A 16566-nucleotide genomic window follows, 5' to 3' on the forward strand; every position below is an offset into this window, starting at 1 on the left:
TCAGCACGCCGAATGGAACTGCGCGAACCGTGCGACGGCAGACTCAGGCAATGCCTTCGACCTTGCCCTCCACCGCGGAAGTCTCGCTGCGCGCCGGAGCAATCGCCCCGCGCGTGTCGGGGAACATCGCGTCGCGCAAACGCAGGAACGGAAATTCGACGGCGCGCGTCGTGAGATAGCCGAGTGCCGAAGCAATGGCGAACTGCGCGACGATCACGACGGGCCAGGCGGCGAGCGGCGGCACGCCGAGGGCGCTCGCCTTGTGGATCAGATAGTCGCCGGGCGCGAGCGCCAGCGAATGCCACAGGTAGATGCCATACGAGTACACGCCGAGCCACGCCAGACCGCGATACACCCACGTCGAGCGCAGACTGCCGGAATGCTCGAGCACGAGCATGATGAGCGCGCCGAAACCGATGGCCTGGAGCGTGTAGCCAATGCTTTCGTCGAGCGCGATGTAGGGCGTCGCGAACACGAGCCAGGCGAGCAACAGCCCCACAGCGCCAATGAGCCAGCGCTTGCTCGCGACCAGCCTGCGCCAGACTTCGGGCTTCATCCAGTAAATGGTGGCGAGAATGACGCCGACGAGCAGGCTGTCCATGCGGTACTGCGTATAGTTGAACGCGCCTGCGAGATCCCCCTTCGAAACCGCGACGCAACGCGCGCCGAGCACGATCACGCAAAGGCCGGCCATCACCGCGATCAGCGCATTGGCGCGCAGCCGGAAGTGCGAGAGCAGGATCAGCAGCGCGGGCAGGAACAGATAGAAGTGCTCTTCGACGGCGAGGCTCCACGTTTGCGCAATGGAGGTGCCGAAGTAGTTCTGCATGTGCGTGAGGTTCTGCCAGAGGAACGTATCGCGCGGATGACGGCCCACCAGCGCGTGAAAGAAAATCAGCACGTAGTAGGCAGGCCAGATCTTGAAGATCCGCCGCACGATGAAGCGGCGCGCGCCGATGTGCCCCGATTGCGCGTACTGGCGCAACAGCAGCCCGCCAACAAGAAAGCCGCTCAGCGTGAAGAAGAGATTCACGCCCTCATGGCCGAAGCTTTTCAGCGGAAATTCGAGCATGCGGATCCAGGCATGGCCCGTGCTCACCGTATGGAAGTGATAACCCATCACGACAAAGATCGCGAGTCCGCGCACGAAGTCGAGTTCGACGGAACGCCCCGGTGTCGACGATACCGCTTCGCGTAGTCGCTTCATGGCGCTTTTCCTCGCTGGGTCCATGTCCGATTCTTCCGCAAGGCAGACAAATGAAAAAGTTACTGCTGCGGGCCCCATCATGCGCACAGCGCTCGTGCACCGTGCGCCAAGTTCCCGCCCTTCTCGGCCAGCGGTGTGGGGCACACCACACCCGGAATCAGAATATTTTTCCTGCCGCCACAACCCTGCCGCTTCCCGCCACCGCCATACGCAGGCCGCTTGCGGCGTTTTATATTGAATCGAGCCTTCGCATGCAGCGTGCTCTAGCGTTGCACATCGCATGCGACCCCAAGCAGCGCACCGGGAGGAATGCCGATGCGAAATAAACATGCTGTCCTGTGGATCTGGGTGTGCCTCGTGCCTCTCGCTTTCGACTACAAGGCGCCCAACTCCCAGTTCGGCCACAGTGCACAATGGCTGGTCGTCGTTCCGGCCCTGGCAGGCGCCGCCATCCTCGCGATGATCGGCCCGCGCTTCGCGCGCGCCTCGCGGCTGCGCACGTTCGTCACGCGCGCGCTCGTGCTGAGCCTGGTCGGCAGCGTGATCGCGCAGATGCTGCGGCACAATCCGCTTGGCAACTACCTGCGCGTGATGCTCCCCTTCCTGCTGTTCGCGCTCGGCTATGCGGCCATGTGCCGCCCGTGGCACCCGATCCGCATCATGCAGATGCAGCGCGCGCTCTACTACGCGAACGTGCTCTGCCTCGGGTTCACGTTCGTATTCGGCCTGCTCGCGGTGGGCGGACCGCTGTCCGATATCCGGTTTCGCATTGTCTCGCCAACGATGCTCGCGCTGCAGGCCATGGTGTTCAATGAATTCATCGTCGCGCGGCGCTTCAAGCCGACCATGGTGCTCGTGTTCCTCGCCACGCTCGTGGTCGAACTGCTGAGCGTCACGCGCAGCCTGCTGGTCGCCACCGTGCTGCTGGCCATGTTCGCCGCGTGGCTCGCTTCGCCCTCGATGAGCCATCTGATCAAGTCGTTCTTCCGGGCCGGCGTGGCGCTTTCTTTCGTCGTGGCGCTGGGCGTGGGCACGGCGTGGCTCTTCCCGTCCATCACCCAGCACTGGACCCAGCGCGTCACCGCCGCGCAGAACTCGGAATCCGACCGCGACCCGACAACGGTCACGCGTATCGCGGAGATGCGCGATCAGTACGATCAGGTCACCGGTTCGAAGACAACGCTGTTGTTCGGCATGGGCTATGGCCACGTCTACCGCTACTCGCCGATTTACTTTCAGTACGTGAACCAGACGTTCAGCAAGGACGATTACTTCAACACCAACGACTGGGTAGCCGGCCACAACTTCTGGGTGTACCAGCTGTACGCGGAAGGCCTCCTGTTCGGTGCGTGCCTGCCGCTCGCGGTGATCGTCGCGCTCATCGTCGCGGGCTGTGCGTTCAGACGATGGCGACGCATTGCGCCGCGCCATCCGCTGCTGATGCCGCTCAGCATGTCGATCCTCGTGCTCGCCGCGCTGCCGGGCGCGTCGATCGGCGGCAATCCGCTCGGAACGCGTTTTTCGGGCCTCGTCTATGGCCTTGCGCTCGGTGTCATCGTCGCGCTGCACTCACAGCTTCATTACCGGATCGACCTCGTGCGCAAACGCCAGCGCCTGCAGCCCTGGTACCGTCACGATCCCGCCTTCCAACCCACGGCGCCCGCGGCGGCGCCGGTGCCGCTCAATGCCTACGCGACCCCGGAGCCCCGATGAGAATCCTGCACCTCGTACCCACCGTAGACCCGCGTTCGGGCGGACCCATCGAGGGCGTGCGTCAGAGCGGCCTCGCGATGACGGCGCTCGGGCATCAGATCGAGGTGGCATCGCTCGACCCGATCGACGCACCGTACGTGCGCGAATTTCCGTTGGCGCTGCACGCGCTCGGCCCGGGTCGCGGGCACTATGCGTACTGCCCCGGCTACGTGCCGTGGCTGCGCGCGAATGCCGGACGCTTCGACGCCGCGATCGTGCACGGGCTCTGGCAATACCACGGCTTCGGCGCATGGCGCGCGCTGCGCCGCGCACAGATGCCGTACTACGTGTACACGCACGGCATGCTCGACCCGTGGTTCAAATCGACTTACCCGCTCAAGCATCTGAAGAAATGGGCGTACTGGCCGTGGGGCGACTATCGCGTGCTGCGCGACGCCGCGGCCGTCATCTTCACCACCGACGAAGAACGCCTGCTCGCGCGCGAATCGTTCTGGCTATATCGCGCCAACGAGCGAGTCGTGCCGTTCGGCACCAATGCGCCGCGCGAGGATCCGTACGCGTTGCGCGAAGCCTTCCTGCAAGCGTCGCCGCATCTGCAGAACAAGCGCATCGTGCTGTTCCTCGGGCGCCTGCACCCGAAAAAAGGCTGCGACATGCTGGTTCACGCGTTCGCCGAGCATGCGCGCGAGGTGCCGGACGCGCATCTCGTGATCGCGGGGCCGGACGCGAGCAACTGGCAGCCCGCGCTGCAGACGATCGCGCAATCGCACGGCATCGCGCATCGCATCAGCTGGCCGGGCATGCTGCAGGGCAACCTCAAGTGGGGCGCGTTTTACGCGAGCGATGTGTTCGTGCTGCCCTCGCATCAGGAGAACTTCGGCGTTTCGGTGGCCGAAGCGCTGGCGTGCGGGCTGCCGGTGCTGATCTCCGACAAGGTGGGTGTGTGGCGTGAGGTCGAGGCGGATCACGCAGGCTTCGTCGCGCCCGATACGATCGCGGGCACGCAACGGCTCTTCGCGGCCTGGCGCGCGCTGGACGAGCGCGCGCGCGGCGCCATGCGCTCGCAGGCGCGGCGCACATTCGACGCGCGCTTCGCGATGGACGGCATGATGCGCTCCCTGCTCGCCTTGTTGCAGGAAGCGCCGTCAGCGCAGGCCGCCGCGCGATTTCGCGCCGGGACTCCGATGAGCGCCATGGCGCACGGCGTGCCCGAGGAGCAGGCGGAACAGACAGCGCCGGCACAGAACTGAACGCTGCAGGCCGCGACGAAACGCGGCGGGCGGCGGGCGGCGGGCTCGGCAATTGAATGAGAGAGTGAAAACGGTAGGGATTGGCAGGGGTGACGAGGCAACGCAGCTTGAACGTAGATAACGAACCGGACGCGAACCGAACTCGAGTCGGCGCGAATCGAACAATCGAACAATGAGCCCGCGTTGCGCTTTCGTGGCGATGTGCGAATCCTGTGAGGAAGGGGGCAAGACTATGTTGCACAACACAGCTGTTTGTTCCGGCGGGGAGGCCGCCGACGCAACCGCGAAGCAGCGCGCGGACGATGGACTCTCAAGGGTGCGCGCGTGGCGCGAAGCATGCAGCAAGGCGCCCGGTTTGCGCCGCGCAGCGGCACGCCGTGCATGGGCCGCGTTCGCGGCGCTGGTGTCGGCCATGGCGCTTTCAGGCTGCGGCTTGTCGCCGGGCATGACGGCGCCTTCGAGCGTCACCGAGGCCAAGGCTGCCACAGATGCCGCGCGCACGGGCGGCAAGGGCGATCAACCACCGCCGGGCGCGCTCGTCGAGATCAATAACGAACTGGTCGCGAAGGAGGCTGCGGCGAGGCCGACAGCCATCCCGGCCGACGTCGAGACACTGTTCGGCACGCCCAAGCCCTACACGCTCGCGCCCGGAGACGTGCTGAGCATCGTCGTGTGGGACCATCCCGAGATGAATCTGCCGACGAACGGCAGCGGTGGAAGCAGTAGCTCGCAGGACCAGAGCGCCAGCCAGGTGCAGTCGGGCTACACCGTCGACTCGACGGGCGCGATCCAGGTGGCCTACGTAGGTCCGATCCACGTGGCGGGGCTCACCGAGATGCAAGCCCGCGACCTGGTGTCGAAGAAGCTCGCCTACTACCTGAACAAACCGCAGGTGACGCTGCGCATCGAGTCGTACCGGAGCCGGCGCGTGTATGTGGACGGCGAAGTACGCACGCCCGGGCTCATGGTGCTCAACGACATGACGATGTCGCTGCCCGAGGCGATCAATCGCGCGGGGGGCTTTACGGCGGCGGGCGACCGTTCGCGCGTTAGCGTGACGCGCGGCGACAAGACGATCATGGTGAACATTCCCGACATGATCAAGAAAGGCATGAACCCGGACAAGATCCTGCTGCAGAACGGCGACCTCGTGAGGGTGTATTCGGCGAACGAAAGCCGGGTGTTCGTGCTAGGCGAAGTCGGGCACCCGGGGCCGCTGCCGTTCGACAACGGGCACCTCTCGCTGAACGACGCACTCGGCAACGCGGGCGGCATCAGCCAGTCGTCCGGCGACGCTTCACAGGTCTACGTGGTCCGCGGGCAGAAGGAAGGACACCGAACGGTCTATCACCTCAACGCTTCGACGCCCGAGGCGATGGCCACGGCCGACGAGTTCGAACTGAAGCCGAACGATGTCGTGTTCGTCGATGCATCGGCGCTCGTGAAGTGGAGCCGCGTGGTCAGCCTGATACTGCCGAGCACGCAGGCAGCCGCAGCGGGCCGGATGGTCGGATACGGGTACTAACCGGTACTGATGCTCGTGGTTCGTGTGGGCAGGCCTTCTGGCCTGCTCACATCGCGATCGAGCCGGCCTGATCCACCTTCATGACTTGCCTGGCGCGCTCTCCTCGAAGCGCCAGCGCAGGAAGCGGCACGGATTGCCGCCATAGACGCCGCCCGCTTCGAGCGAGCGGTGCACGACCGAGAGCGGCGTAACCACGGCCGAGCGTCCGATCGTGACGCCCATCTGCACGACACATTTCGATGAGATCCAGACGCCGTCCTCGATCACGATCGGGGCCACGTGCAGATCCATGTTCGTGCGCAGGTCATGCGAGCCGGCGCTGAGAAACGCGCCCTGCGAAATACAGACGTTCGAGCCGATGCGGATGGGCGCCTGGTTGTAGATCCATACGTCCACGCCGATCCAGCAGTTGTCGCCCAGTTCGAGATTCCATGGCGCCTTCACGCGCATGGGGTGCACGAGCCGGCAGCCCTCGCCCACTTTCGCGCCGAAGAGGCGCAGCAGCCCCACGCGCAACGCCGAAAGCGGCAACAGACGGTTGTCGAGCACACAGGTCTCCAGCACGTACCACACGGCCTGCACGAGCTTGCCGCGGCGCCCCACGTAGTTGCCCTTGCCCGCCCGGCTCAAATCGATCACGCGGATGTCCGCGCCCGCGGGCCGAGCGGCCTGCGGTGGCTGGGTCGGCTCCGGTGGAGCGGCGCCTGCCGGCGGCGCCTCGCCGGCCTCGTTGCGCCGCCCGTTCGCGCCGAGGCGCCCGATACCTTCGAACGTTTGAGCCATGAACGCTCCTTGCCCGTCCGGGCCGGTTTCCGTTGACTGTTCTGCTTGTCCTGGTCGTCCTGCCTGTTATGCGATCGCGAGCCCGCACGCCGGGTCGCATCGACCGTTTCATTATCGGGCGGCCGCCCCGCCGCCTCGCGTGCGTGGCCGACGCGGCAGGGGTTTTGGCGCAGCGGCGCGACGCGGTGTCGGCAACATGAAGGCATGGCGCCGCACCGTTCGCGGCGCAGGATAGACACCATGCCCGGTTTTGATCGTCGCCAGTTCCCGCCCATCGCTCACGCGGCGCACGCGCGAAGCACGTTCAGGGGCGCCGCGCCCTACGTGCTCGCCGCCGCACTGCAAGCCGCGTGCGCCGCATGGCCGTGCGCGGCGCTTGCGCAGCGCGCCCCGGACACGGCCTCGTCCGCTTCGTCGAGCGATCGGGGAGACACACTGTCGTCCGCCGCGAGCCGGCAAAAATTCGACGAACAGCGCTTGCTCGGCGGCCCGCGTTCCTCCGGCAACCCCTACAGCGCGAACCCGTACGCCAGCGACGGCGCCTCGCCAGAAGACGCCGAAGACGCGCTCACGAACGAAAAGCACATGCATGTCGTCCCGCCAGGGGATAAACCGGCGAGCGATGCCAGCGGCTCGGGGGGCAGGGACGCCCGCTCGGACGCATCGTCGAGAAGCGCGGGCGGAGGTGTCCGGAGTCACAGCAGGATCGGCGCGAACGGCCAGTCGCGCGCCGGCAACGCGGTGGCGAGGAACGCCGCCGGCACCGGCGGGCGTCATGCGAGCGCCGGCTACGACTACGGCGCCAGCCAAACCTCGCCGACTGCGCAGGTCTATGGCAATCCGTACGGCAGTCCGTACGGATCGCCGGACGAGCCCAACGCCACACTCTATAAATCACCCTGGTAGCCAGTCGTGCGCGGCGACCGATGAGGCTCGCGACGCCGCCGCCCCGTCGCTGGGCAGACGGTGCCGTCGTCACGCTTTCGCGCGCTCACACGTCGTACTGCTCGATCTCCGGCAACGTCGACCCGCCTTTGCCAGCCGCATGCGCGGGCTCGCGCGCCGAAGCGGCGCCGCCGCTTGTTGCGGGCTGCGGCGCGCCGGCCGGCTCGAGCGCCTCGCCGGCGAGCGCGGATAGCCTCGCTTCGAGCGCGTCGAAGATGGATTGCGGCGACAGCATGCGCTTCGCGTAGCGGCGCGCGGTACGGCCGAGCGCCGCGCGCCGCTCGGGATCGTCGGCCAGCGCGGCGATCGCCGCAGCGAGTGCGTTGCCGTCCTCGGGCGGCACCACGACCCCGTGGTTCGACACCACGTCGAAGAGGCTCGTGCCGGGCCGTGCCATGGCGACCACCGCGCGGCCGCTCGCGAGCATGCCGGTCAGCTTCGACGGCATCACGAGGTCGGCGGCATCGTTGCGCTGCGGCAGCACGTGAATATCGGCGACGTTGAGCAACTCGTTGAGCATCGAAGCCGGCTGCAGCGGCAGCACGTGACAGTTGCGCAGCGGCTCGCAGCGCGCGATCAGCTCGCGCTTGGCCGCGCCGTCGCCGCAAAACACGAAGCTGATGTCGGACCGCCCGGCGAGCGCCGTCGCGACGTCGGCGAGGATCTCGATGCCCTGCTTCGCCCCCATGTTCCCCGAGTAGAGCACGACGGTGTTCTCCTGGGAGATGCCCAGACGCCGGCGGAACAGGCTCGGATACGGCAACGGGAAGATCGCATGGGTGTCGACCCAGTTGGGCAAACACACGGCGCGCGATGGGTCCACGCCCTTGTCGATCGCGCGCTCGACCATGCGCGACGAGATCGACGATACGACGTCGAAGCGGCGCAAGAGCGCACGCTCGCCCGCGCGCGCCGCCCGCCCGAGTCGCGAGGCGCCGCCCTGCAGCAGGCCCAGATCGAACGCCGCGTCCACTTCGAAGTCCTGAATATGGAGCCAGCTGCTCGCGCCGACCGCGCGCGCGAGCATGAGAGCGCCCGGCGCGCAGAAGAGCGTCGGCACGATCAGCATGACGGCCTGCGGCCGCCACGCCGAGAGCCGCGCGAGCAACGGCAGCGATGTGAGCGCGAAGCTCGCCAGGTGCACGATGCGCTTGAGGCCGCCCTGCCTCGAAGGCACCCACAGCGGCGCACGCCACACGCCCACGCCGCCAAGCGTTTCGCGTTTGTACCGCCACGCGCGATAGCCCTCGTGCACGCGCCACTGCGGGTAATAAGGCGGCGCGCACACCACGCGCACCTCGTGGCCGCGCGTGGCGAGCAGCTCCGCCATTTCGGCCGTATATTTGCCCACGCCTGTCACTTCCGGCGCGTAGTTCAGTCCGTAGATCAGGATTCTCATTGCGTCGCTTCCGTCCCTGAACTGCTTGTATGCCCCGCTTGTATTCCGCTTTATTTCGTCTCGCGCGCCGAGCGAAAAAAAGCGGGCGTCGAGCATCCGGTCCGCGCACGACGCCCACCGCCAATCAATCGGACGCTCGACCCATCCTGCAAGCCGGAGAGGCCTGTCAACCTGTCAAGCGCGCATGCCCGCCTCGTACGCCGGCGCGGCATGCGTGTGAAGAAAGTCGTCGTAGGTGCGGGCGAGCCCCTCCTCGAGGCCGATGTGTGCGTGCCAGCCCAGATCGCCCAGGCGCGACACGTCGAGCAGCTTGCGCGGCGTGCCGTCGGGCTTCGTCGAGTCGAACACCAGTTCGCCTTCGAAGCCGACCACGTCGCACACGCGCTGCGCGAGGTCGCGGATCGACAGATCCTCGCCGACGCCCACGTTGTATACGCCGTCGCCGGTCTCGTGCTCCAGCACGAAGATCGTCGCATCGGCGAGATCGTCCACGTGCAGGAACTCGCGGCGCGGCCTGCCGGAGCCCCAGACAGTCAGCGTGCGCTGGCCGTTCGTGCGCGCCTCGTGCGCCTTGCGGATCAGCGCGGGCAGCACATGGCTGCTGCCGAGGTCGTAGTTGTCGTTGGGGCCATAGAGGTTGGTCGGCATGAGCGATACGAAATGCGTGCCGTATTGGCGGTTGTACGCTTCGCAGAGCTTGAGGCCCGCGATCTTCGCAATCGCGTAGGCCTCGTTGGTCGGCTCCAGCGGCGACGTCAGCAGATAAGTCTCGCGAATCGGCTGCGGACACTCGCGCGGATAAATGCACGACGAGCCGAAAAACACCAGCCGCTCCACGCCCGCGTTGTACGACGCCCGGATCACGTTGGTCTCGATCGCCAGGTTGTCCCAGGCGAATTGGGCAGGCTGCGTGGAGTTCGCGAGGATGCCACCCACGCGCGCGGCGGCGAGCAGCACCGCGTCGATGTTCTCGCCATCGAAGAACGCGTCGACCGCGGCCTGGTTCGTGAGATCGAGTTCCGCGTGCGTTCGCGTAACGAGGTTCCAGTAGCCGTGCGCCTGCAACGCGCGCAAGAGCGCCGAGCCCACCATGCCCCGGTGGCCTGCCACGAAAATTCGGGAGTTCTTGTCCATGCGCGTTCACTCGTGATGTTCAAGCGCCCTGAAGCCGGCCAGCGTGACCAGGGCGTCGCGCCGGGCAGTCTGGTAGTCGGCCCGTACCATTTCCTTGACGAGCGAATGGAACGACGTTTCCGGTTTCCACCCGAGCTTCTCCCGTGCCTTCGACGCGTCGCCGAGGAGAGTCTCGACCTCGGTCGGGCGGAAATAGCGCGGATCCACGCGCACGATGATGTCGCCCGGTTCGAGACGAATATCGCGTGCATCCACCTGATCGACGATGCCAACTTCATCCACCCCGCTGCCCTCGAAGCGCACGGTGATGCCAAGTTCCGCCGCAGCCGCCCGCACGAAGTCACGCACGCTGTACTGCACGCCCGTGGCGATCACGAAGTCTTCGGGCTGCTCCTGCTGGAGCATGCGCCACTGCATGTCGACGTAATCACGTGCGTGGCCCCAGTCGCGCAATGCCGAGAGGTTGCCGAGGTACAGCATCTTCTGCAAGCCGACTGCGATGCGCGCGATGGCGCGCGTGATCTTGCGCGTGACGAAGGTCTCGCCGCGTTGCGGCGACTCGTGATTGAAAAGGATGCCGTTGCACGCGTAAATGCCATGTGCCTCGCGGTAATTGACCGTGGTCCAGTACGCAAACAGCTTCGCGACGGCATACGGACTGCGCGGATAGAACGGCGTGGTCTCGCGCTGCGGCACCTCCTGAACGAGCCCATAGAGCTCGGAGGTCGACGCCTGGTAAAAGCGGGTTTTATTCGTGAGGCCGAGTATGCGGATAGCCTCCAGAATGCGCAGGGTGCCGAGGCCATCCGCATTTGCGGTGTACTCGGGCTCCTCGAACGACACCGCTACATGGCTTTGCGCAGCGAGGTTGTAGATTTCATCGGGTGCGACGCGCTGAATCACGCGCAAAAGCGCCGTGGAGTCGGTCAGCTCGCCATGATGAAGCTGGATGCCGGGTTCCGGGTCGTGCACGTCGCGATACAGGTGATCGATGCGGTCCGTATTGAAGAGCGACGAGCGCCGCTTGATGCCATGCACCTCGTAGCCTTTGTTCAATAGCAGTTCTGCCAGATACGAACCGTCCTGCCCGGTGATACCGGTAATCAACGCAACCTTGCGAGCCATCGCCATCGTTCTCTCCTCGCGTGAGCGAAATGGGATTCGGTGGTTCCACCATTGGCGAGCGGCCCCAAAACGGCCCGCCAATCTGCCGCTACCTACCCTGCAATGCTTTCATAGCCGTAATAACCGCCGCGATAGCCGCCGCCGATGAACGCGCCCGTCTTCGGCACGTCGGTGAGCAGCACGCCGCGCAGGTTCACGCCGCCGATGCGCAGGCGCTTGACCGTCTCCTCGAGCTCCGAAATCGGATGGCGGCCGTGGCGGATCGCCAGGAGCGTCGTGCCCGCGTAGCGTCCGATCACGGTCGAGTCGGTCACCGCGAGCACCGGCGGCGTATCGACGATCACGAGGTCGTATTTCGATTTGAGCTCGTCGAGCAGCGACTCGAAGCGCGGGCTCATGAGCAGCTCCGACGGGTGCGAGTGCAGCGAGCCCTTCGCGAGCACGTCGAGGCCCGGTAGCACGTCGCGCTGGATCGCGCGGTTCAGGTCCGCGCCGAGTAGCACGTCCGAGAGCCCCGGCTGATGCGCAATGCCGAAGTGCGAGTGCACATCGCCGCGCCGCATGTCGCCGTCGACGATCAGCACACGCTTGTTCACCGACGCGACGAGCGCCGCGAGATTGACCGAGAGGAACGACTTGCCGATGTCGGGCCGCGAGCCCGTGAGCATCACGATGTTGTTGCGCGCGTCGTTGAGCGTGAGCTGCAGCGAGGTGCGCAGGCTGCGCACGCCCTCCACCGCCACGTCCTGCGGGTTCTGCTGCGCGAGCACGTGCAGGCCGCGCCGGCGCGACGTGACGTGATGCTGGAGCCGCAGTTGCTTCGGGCTGCGCGGGACCACGGCGAACACGGGCACGCCGAGCGCGGCTTCGAGTTCGTCCGGCCGCTCGACGCCGCCATACAGCGACTTGCGCACGAACGCGACCAGCACGCCGAGCACGAGCCCAGCACCGATCGCGATCGCGATCACGATCAGCTTCTTCGGGCGCACCGGGTCATCGGGCGCTTCGGCGAAATCGACCACGCGCACGTCGCCGACCTGCCCCGCCCGCGCGACGCGCAGTTGCTGCGCGCTGTTCAGGAGGCTCGTGTAAAGCTCGGTGCTCACATGCACGTCGCGCAGAAGTCGCACCGCGGTCTGCTCGGTGTCGGGCAGTTGCGCCACATTGCGCGTGAGCTGCGACTGCGCGCTTTGCAGCGTCCCGATCTGCGCGTCGAGCGACTGCACGGCCGGGTGATGCTCGGTGAAGCGCTGCGCGAGTTCGGCGCGCTGCTGACGCAGGTCTTCGAGCCGGATCTTGTTGTCGCTCACCTGCTGGAGCAGCAGCCGGCTTTCTTCGCCGAGGTCCACCGTGCCGTGCTCGTTACGGAACTTGTTGTACTTCTGCTCGGCGGCGTCCACCTGTGCGCGAAGTTGCGGCAACTGGTCGTCGAGGAAGGCGAGCATGTGCTCGGCTTCCGCCGAGCGGCTCGCGATGTCCTGCTTGATGAACTCCTGCGCCACGTTGTTGAGGATCGCGGCGGTCCGCTTGCTGTCGTGGCCTTCGAGGCTCGCGCGAATCACGCCTGACTGCAGCCCGACCTCCTGGATGTCGAGCGCACGCTCCAGCCGGTCGACCGTGGTGAGCGTCGATGCGCGCGTGAGCAGGAAAGGCGTGCCCGGGGGCCCGCTCAGACTGTCCACGTGCAGCGCGATCGGCCCGACCGAGGTGTTGGCCTGCACGTCCTCGCCAACGCGGCCTTGCAGCAGCGGGATGCCGTCGGGGTCGCGCAGCGTGAACGTGCCCGGCTCGTCGCCGGCGACGAGCGTGAAGTCGTTATCGTAGAGGGCTTCGGGCGTATCGAAACGCGACACCGTGATGTCGCCGCCGGCCCACGCGTAACCGGACGGGCGCAGGAAGCCGGGCAGCTTTTGCGCCCAGGGCGCGCCCAGGATGCCGGAGAGCATGTTGCCGACCACAGGCATGACGCGCGGCCGCGCCGAAATGTCCAGATGCAGCTTGCGCACCGTCTCCTCGGTCACGTTGCGCGACTTCAGCATCTCGATCACGCCGTTGGGCGACGACTTCTCCTCGAACATGCCCGTGAGCGGCGGCAGGCTGGTGTCACGCTTGCTGCCGTCGCCCTTGTCGACGAGATGAAACAGCACGTCGGCGCGATAGGTCGGCGTGGCCAGGAATGCGTAGGCTGCGCCCAGCAACGTGACGGCGACCGTCACGATTGCGATCGCGCGCCAGTTGGCAACCATCGTCTGAAGGTAGTCGCCCAGATATCGCTCGTCGGCGCCTGCTGCGCCGTAGTAAGCGCCGTCATAATTCATCGCCATCTTCTTCTCCCGAAACCTGGTGTTGCTCGCTTGTGTTGCCTTCTTGTGCTACTCGCTCTTGTTGCCTGCTCTCACGCGTCTTGACGAACCGTCGAATGAGCGCGCCGCGGCGCTCAGTACGCGTTGCGGCCAACCAGCCCGTGAACGATCGTGGCCGCGATGATTCGCATGTCGAGCCAGAACGACCAATGGCCGAGGTAATACAAATCGTGCGCGACGCGCATCTCCATCTTTTCGAGGCGGTCGGTCTCGCCGCGAAAGCCGTTGACCTGCGCCCAGCCGGTAATGCCGGGCTTGATGCGATAGCGGTGGATGTAGCCCTTCACCACGCTCTGATAGAGATCGTCGTGCTCCAGCGCATGCGGCCGCGGACCGACCACCGACATGTCCCCGCGCAGCACGTTGTAGAACTGCGGCAGCTCATCGAGGCTCGTGCGGCGCAGGAACGCGCCGATGCGCGTCACGCGCGGGTCGTGGCGCGTCGCCTGGCTAACCGTGCCGGGCGCCTCCTTGTGCACGCGCATCGTGCGGAACTTGTAGATCGTGAAGACGCGGCCATCGGCGCCTTTGCGCCGCTGCTTGAAGAGCACCGGCCCCGGCGAACTCACTTTGACCGCAATCGCTATGCCTACGAGCAGCGGCATGAGGCTAACGAGCGCCAGCAACGCGAATACACGATCGAACATCGCCTTCTTGAACTGCGCGCTCGCGGGCAGCGGCGAGGCGACGAGATTGATCGCAGGCACGCCCAGCAGTTCGATCACGCTGCTGGTATCGAAGAGCGCCAGCGACCGCACGTCCGGAATGAAGCGGATATTCACGAGGTCGTTGCGAAACTCGTTGACGAGCCTCACCACCGTGCGCTCCTCCGCGAGCGAAAGGGCGAGCCATAACTCGTGCACGTCGTGCTCGCGGATGTACTGCGCGAACGACTCGATCGTCTCGCACACCGGGGCCGTTTTCGCGCTCGCGGGCGTGGCCGCTTGCGGCATCGTGTTGTAGAGCGCGCCTGGGCGAAAGCCCGAGCCGGGCTCCGCATCGATGCGCCGCACGATCTCGTCGCATTGCGAAGCGGAGCCCGCGATGGCGACCTGGTGCAGATTCAGACCGGCGCGGCGCACGTGCGCAAGCACGCCGTGTGCCGCGACGCGCCACGTAATGAGCAGGCCGCCGGCCACTGCGGTCCAGTACGCGAACCACAGGCGCGAAACGGCGTCGACGTGGTGCATCGTCGTATACATGGAAATCAGCGCGCAGCCCTGCACCACGAGCCACGCGAGCGATACCTGGCCCGCGAGCAACGCCTTGGAGCGGCCGCGCCATGATTGATATAGCTCGAACGCCGGAAAGATCACGAGCGCGAACGCGGCCGCGAGCAGCACGAAAGCTTCGTTCACGCCGCGCGGCACGACATCGTTGAAGCGAATCTCGGATGCCACGCTCGCGCCGATCATCACGGCGGCCACGTCGAGCACTCTTGCCATCAAATTTTGTAGCTCGCGCATGCTCTCTCCCTTTTTTCCTATCCCGCCTGGCGGCTCGTGCCGCCCTGCTCAACCACAGCGGCCGTAGGTGTCGTCGATGCGGACGATATCGTCCTCACCGAGGTACGCTCCCGACTGCACCTCGATGATTTCGAGCGGCACCTTGCCCGGGTTTTCCAGCCGATGGCGCACACCGAGTGGAATGTAGGTCGATTCGTTCTCCGTCAACAGAAAGGATTCCTCACCACGTGTGACGAGTGCGGTGCCGCGCACCACGGTCCAGTGCTCTGCGCGATGGTGATGCAGTTGCAGCGAGAGCCGCGCGCCCGGCGTGACGACGATGCGCTTGACCTGGAAGCGCTCGCCGCGATCGATCGAATCGTAGAAGCCCCACGGGCGCCGGACCTTGCGGTGCGAATCCGCCTCGGGCGCATGGGCAGCCTTGATGCGCGCGACGAGCGCCTTCACGTCCTGCACCTTCGAGCGGTCGGCGACGAGCACCGCGTCAGGGGTCTCGACCACGACGAGGTTGGAGGTGCCCACGCACGCCACGAGCCGTCCGTCCGAGTGCGCGTAGGTCGCCAGCGCCCCTTCGAACACCACGCGGCCGCGCCCTACGTTGCCGGCCTCGTCCTTCTCCATCGCGGCCCACACGGCGTCCCACGAACCGAGGTCGGTCCAGCCGGCGTCGAGCGCCACGACCACACCCTCGGCCGTCCAGCCGTTGCTGCCCGACAGGCGCTCCATCACCGCGTAATCGATCGAGTCGGCCGGCGTGCTCTTGAAGGCCTCCAGCGCCGGCCGGAACACCGGGCCGTCATGCTCGCCGTCGACAAAGGCGGCAAAGCACGCCGCGTGCATGTCGGGCTGCAACGCGCGCAACGCGTCTAGCCACACGCTCGCACGCATCACGAAGATGCCGCTGTTCCACCAGTAGCCGCCCTGTGCGACGTACTGCGCCGCGATTTCGGGCGCCGGTTTCTCGACGAAGCCGTCGATGCGATGCGCGCCGTCCGCAAGCGCCTCGCCGACGCGGATGTAGCCAAACCCGGTCTCGGGTGAACGCGGCGGCACCCCTAGCGTAACGATTGCACCGCGCTGCGCGTGGCGCGCGGCGCATTCGAGCGCGCGCTGCAGGGCGCCCACGTCGGCGATCGCGTGATCGGAGGGCATCACGATGAGGATCGCGTCGTCGCCGTTGGCGCACGCAAGCGCCGCGCCAAGCGTGAGCGCCGGCGCCGTGTCGCGCCGCGCGGGCTCGACCACGAGTCGCGCTTCCACGCCGCATGCACTCAACTGCTCGGCGATCACGAAGCGATGGTCTTCACCACATACGACGATCGGCGCGCTCGCGACCTGCCACTCGGGCGAAAAGCCGTCGAGCCGGTGCACGGTCGCCTGCAGCAGCGTATCGCTACCCACCACACCAATTAGCTGCTTAGGGAAATGCTCGCGCGACATCGGCCACAGGCGCGTGCCCGAGCCCCCCGCCAACACCACGGGCACGATGCGCGTGCACGCCGCATCCTGTTCGCGCGCTGTGCCCGGCTCGCCTTCGGCATGAGCCTTAGCGTGTCCCTCATGAATCGACGACCTTTCATTCATATTCGGACTCCTTCATATCGGGCAAGATCAACCCGGCTTTGCGACGAGCGACCTCTTTGTAACGAAGTGCGA

12 protein-coding genes are annotated in these 16566 nt (G+C 66.3%); 4 read left to right on the forward strand and 8 right to left on the reverse strand.

Translation table 11 applies throughout. The annotated features are described in order from the left end of the window. Window positions 1–43: 43 nt before the first annotated feature. A complete protein-coding gene (locus tag BMI01S_RS02235; protein WP_036044232.1) occupies window positions 44–1207 on the reverse strand; it encodes an acyltransferase family protein in 1164 nt (387 codons plus the stop codon). Window positions 1208–1522: 315 nt separating this feature from the next. On the opposite strand from BMI01S_RS02235, the gene BMI01S_RS02240 reads away from it, so the two are divergent. From BMI01S_RS02240 to BMI01S_RS02250, 3 genes are all read left to right on the forward strand, one after another. Then, the gene (locus BMI01S_RS02240; RefSeq protein ID WP_051381297.1) at window positions 1523–2920 is read left to right on the forward strand and encodes a hypothetical protein; all 1398 of its coding nucleotides are present in this window, start codon (window positions 1523–1525) and stop codon (window positions 2918–2920) included. Then, window positions 2917–4170, forward strand: a complete 1254-nt coding sequence (locus BMI01S_RS02245) for a glycosyltransferase (RefSeq protein ID WP_174480058.1) — start codon at window positions 2917–2919, stop codon at window positions 4168–4170. Before BMI01S_RS02240 ends, BMI01S_RS02245 begins: the two co-directional genes overlap by 4 nt. A 232-nt stretch (window positions 4171–4402) precedes the next feature. Continuing rightward, window positions 4403–5695 carry a polysaccharide biosynthesis/export family protein gene (locus BMI01S_RS02250; protein ID WP_081715785.1) on the forward strand — a complete coding sequence of 431 codons (1293 nt, stop codon included), beginning with the start codon at window positions 4403–4405 and terminating at the stop codon, window positions 5693–5695. A gap of 78 nt (window positions 5696–5773) precedes the next feature. On the opposite strand, the gene BMI01S_RS02255 is transcribed toward BMI01S_RS02250, so the two are convergent. Next, window positions 5774–6478: a DapH/DapD/GlmU-related protein gene (locus BMI01S_RS02255; RefSeq protein WP_154671139.1), complete on the reverse strand. Its 705-nt coding sequence runs from the start codon at window positions 6476–6478 to the stop codon at window positions 5774–5776. A gap of 240 nt (window positions 6479–6718) precedes the next feature. On the opposite strand from BMI01S_RS02255, the gene BMI01S_RS37995 reads away from it, so the two are divergent. Then, window positions 6719–7384 carry a hypothetical protein gene (locus BMI01S_RS37995; protein ID WP_028230121.1) on the forward strand — a complete coding sequence of 222 codons (666 nt, stop codon included), beginning with the start codon at window positions 6719–6721 and terminating at the stop codon, window positions 7382–7384. Between the two features lie 85 nt (window positions 7385–7469). Here the strand turns inward: BMI01S_RS37995 and BMI01S_RS02260 are convergent, their stop codons facing one another. The 6 genes from BMI01S_RS02260 to BMI01S_RS02285 form a co-directional block, all read right to left on the reverse strand. Further along, entirely contained in the window at window positions 7470–8822 is a 1353-nt protein-coding gene (locus BMI01S_RS02260; RefSeq protein ID WP_042288281.1) for a glycosyltransferase WbuB, read from the reverse strand. Window positions 8823–8996: 174 nt separating this feature from the next. Further along, window positions 8997–9956, reverse strand: coding sequence for a GDP-L-fucose synthase family protein (locus BMI01S_RS02265; RefSeq protein ID WP_028230120.1), 960 nt, complete (start codon window positions 9954–9956; stop codon window positions 8997–8999). 6 nt (window positions 9957–9962) lie between these two features. Next, window positions 9963–11081, reverse strand: coding sequence for a GDP-mannose 4,6-dehydratase (gene gmd / locus BMI01S_RS02270; RefSeq protein WP_028230119.1), 1119 nt, complete (start codon window positions 11079–11081; stop codon window positions 9963–9965). A gap of 92 nt (window positions 11082–11173) precedes the next feature. Beyond that, window positions 11174–13405 (reverse strand): polysaccharide biosynthesis tyrosine autokinase, encoded by a 2232-nt coding sequence (locus BMI01S_RS02275; RefSeq protein WP_028230118.1) that lies wholly within the window; start codon window positions 13403–13405, stop codon window positions 11174–11176. A gap of 113 nt (window positions 13406–13518) precedes the next feature. Next, on the reverse strand, window positions 13519–14910 hold the full coding sequence (locus BMI01S_RS02280; protein ID WP_028230117.1) for an undecaprenyl-phosphate glucose phosphotransferase: 1392 nt from the start codon (window positions 14908–14910) through the stop codon (window positions 13519–13521). A gap of 48 nt (window positions 14911–14958) precedes the next feature. After that, window positions 14959–16494 (reverse strand): mannose-1-phosphate guanylyltransferase/mannose-6-phosphate isomerase, encoded by a 1536-nt coding sequence (locus BMI01S_RS02285; protein ID WP_028230116.1) that lies wholly within the window; start codon window positions 16492–16494, stop codon window positions 14959–14961. Window positions 16495–16566 lie beyond the last annotated feature (72 nt).

Origin of the sequence: Paraburkholderia mimosarum LMG 23256 = NBRC 106338 (assembly GCF_000739815.1) — a bacterium.
Classification (GTDB): Bacteria; Pseudomonadota; Gammaproteobacteria; order Burkholderiales; family Burkholderiaceae; genus Paraburkholderia; species Paraburkholderia mimosarum.

Bases quoted from the DNA above. Each gene is read 5' to 3' on its own strand.
- BMI01S_RS02235 (WP_036044232.1), bottom strand. From the start codon at position 1,207: ATGAAGCGACTACGCGAAGCGGTATCGTCGACACCGGGGCGTTCCGTC.
- BMI01S_RS02240 (WP_051381297.1), top strand. From the start codon at position 1,523: ATGCGAAATAAACATGCTGTCCTGTGGATCTGGGTGTGCCTCGTGCCT.
- BMI01S_RS02245 (WP_174480058.1), top strand. From the start codon at position 2,917: ATGAGAATCCTGCACCTCGTACCCACCGTAGACCCGCGTTCGGGCGGA.
- BMI01S_RS02250 (WP_081715785.1), top strand. From the start codon at position 4,403: ATGTTGCACAACACAGCTGTTTGTTCCGGCGGGGAGGCCGCCGACGCA.
- BMI01S_RS02255 (WP_154671139.1), bottom strand. From the start codon at position 6,478: ATGGCTCAAACGTTCGAAGGTATCGGGCGCCTCGGCGCGAACGGGCGG.
- BMI01S_RS37995 (WP_028230121.1), top strand. From the start codon at position 6,719: ATGCCCGGTTTTGATCGTCGCCAGTTCCCGCCCATCGCTCACGCGGCG.
- BMI01S_RS02260 (WP_042288281.1), bottom strand. From the start codon at position 8,822: ATGAGAATCCTGATCTACGGACTGAACTACGCGCCGGAAGTGACAGGC.
- BMI01S_RS02265 (WP_028230120.1), bottom strand. From the start codon at position 9,956: ATGGACAAGAACTCCCGAATTTTCGTGGCAGGCCACCGGGGCATGGTG.
- gmd (WP_028230119.1), bottom strand. From the start codon at position 11,081: ATGGCTCGCAAGGTTGCGTTGATTACCGGTATCACCGGGCAGGACGGT.
- BMI01S_RS02275 (WP_028230118.1), bottom strand. From the start codon at position 13,405: ATGGCGATGAATTATGACGGCGCTTACTACGGCGCAGCAGGCGCCGAC.
- BMI01S_RS02280 (WP_028230117.1), bottom strand. From the start codon at position 14,910: ATGCGCGAGCTACAAAATTTGATGGCAAGAGTGCTCGACGTGGCCGCC.
- BMI01S_RS02285 (WP_028230116.1), bottom strand. From the start codon at position 16,494: ATGAATGAAAGGTCGTCGATTCATGAGGGACACGCTAAGGCTCATGCC.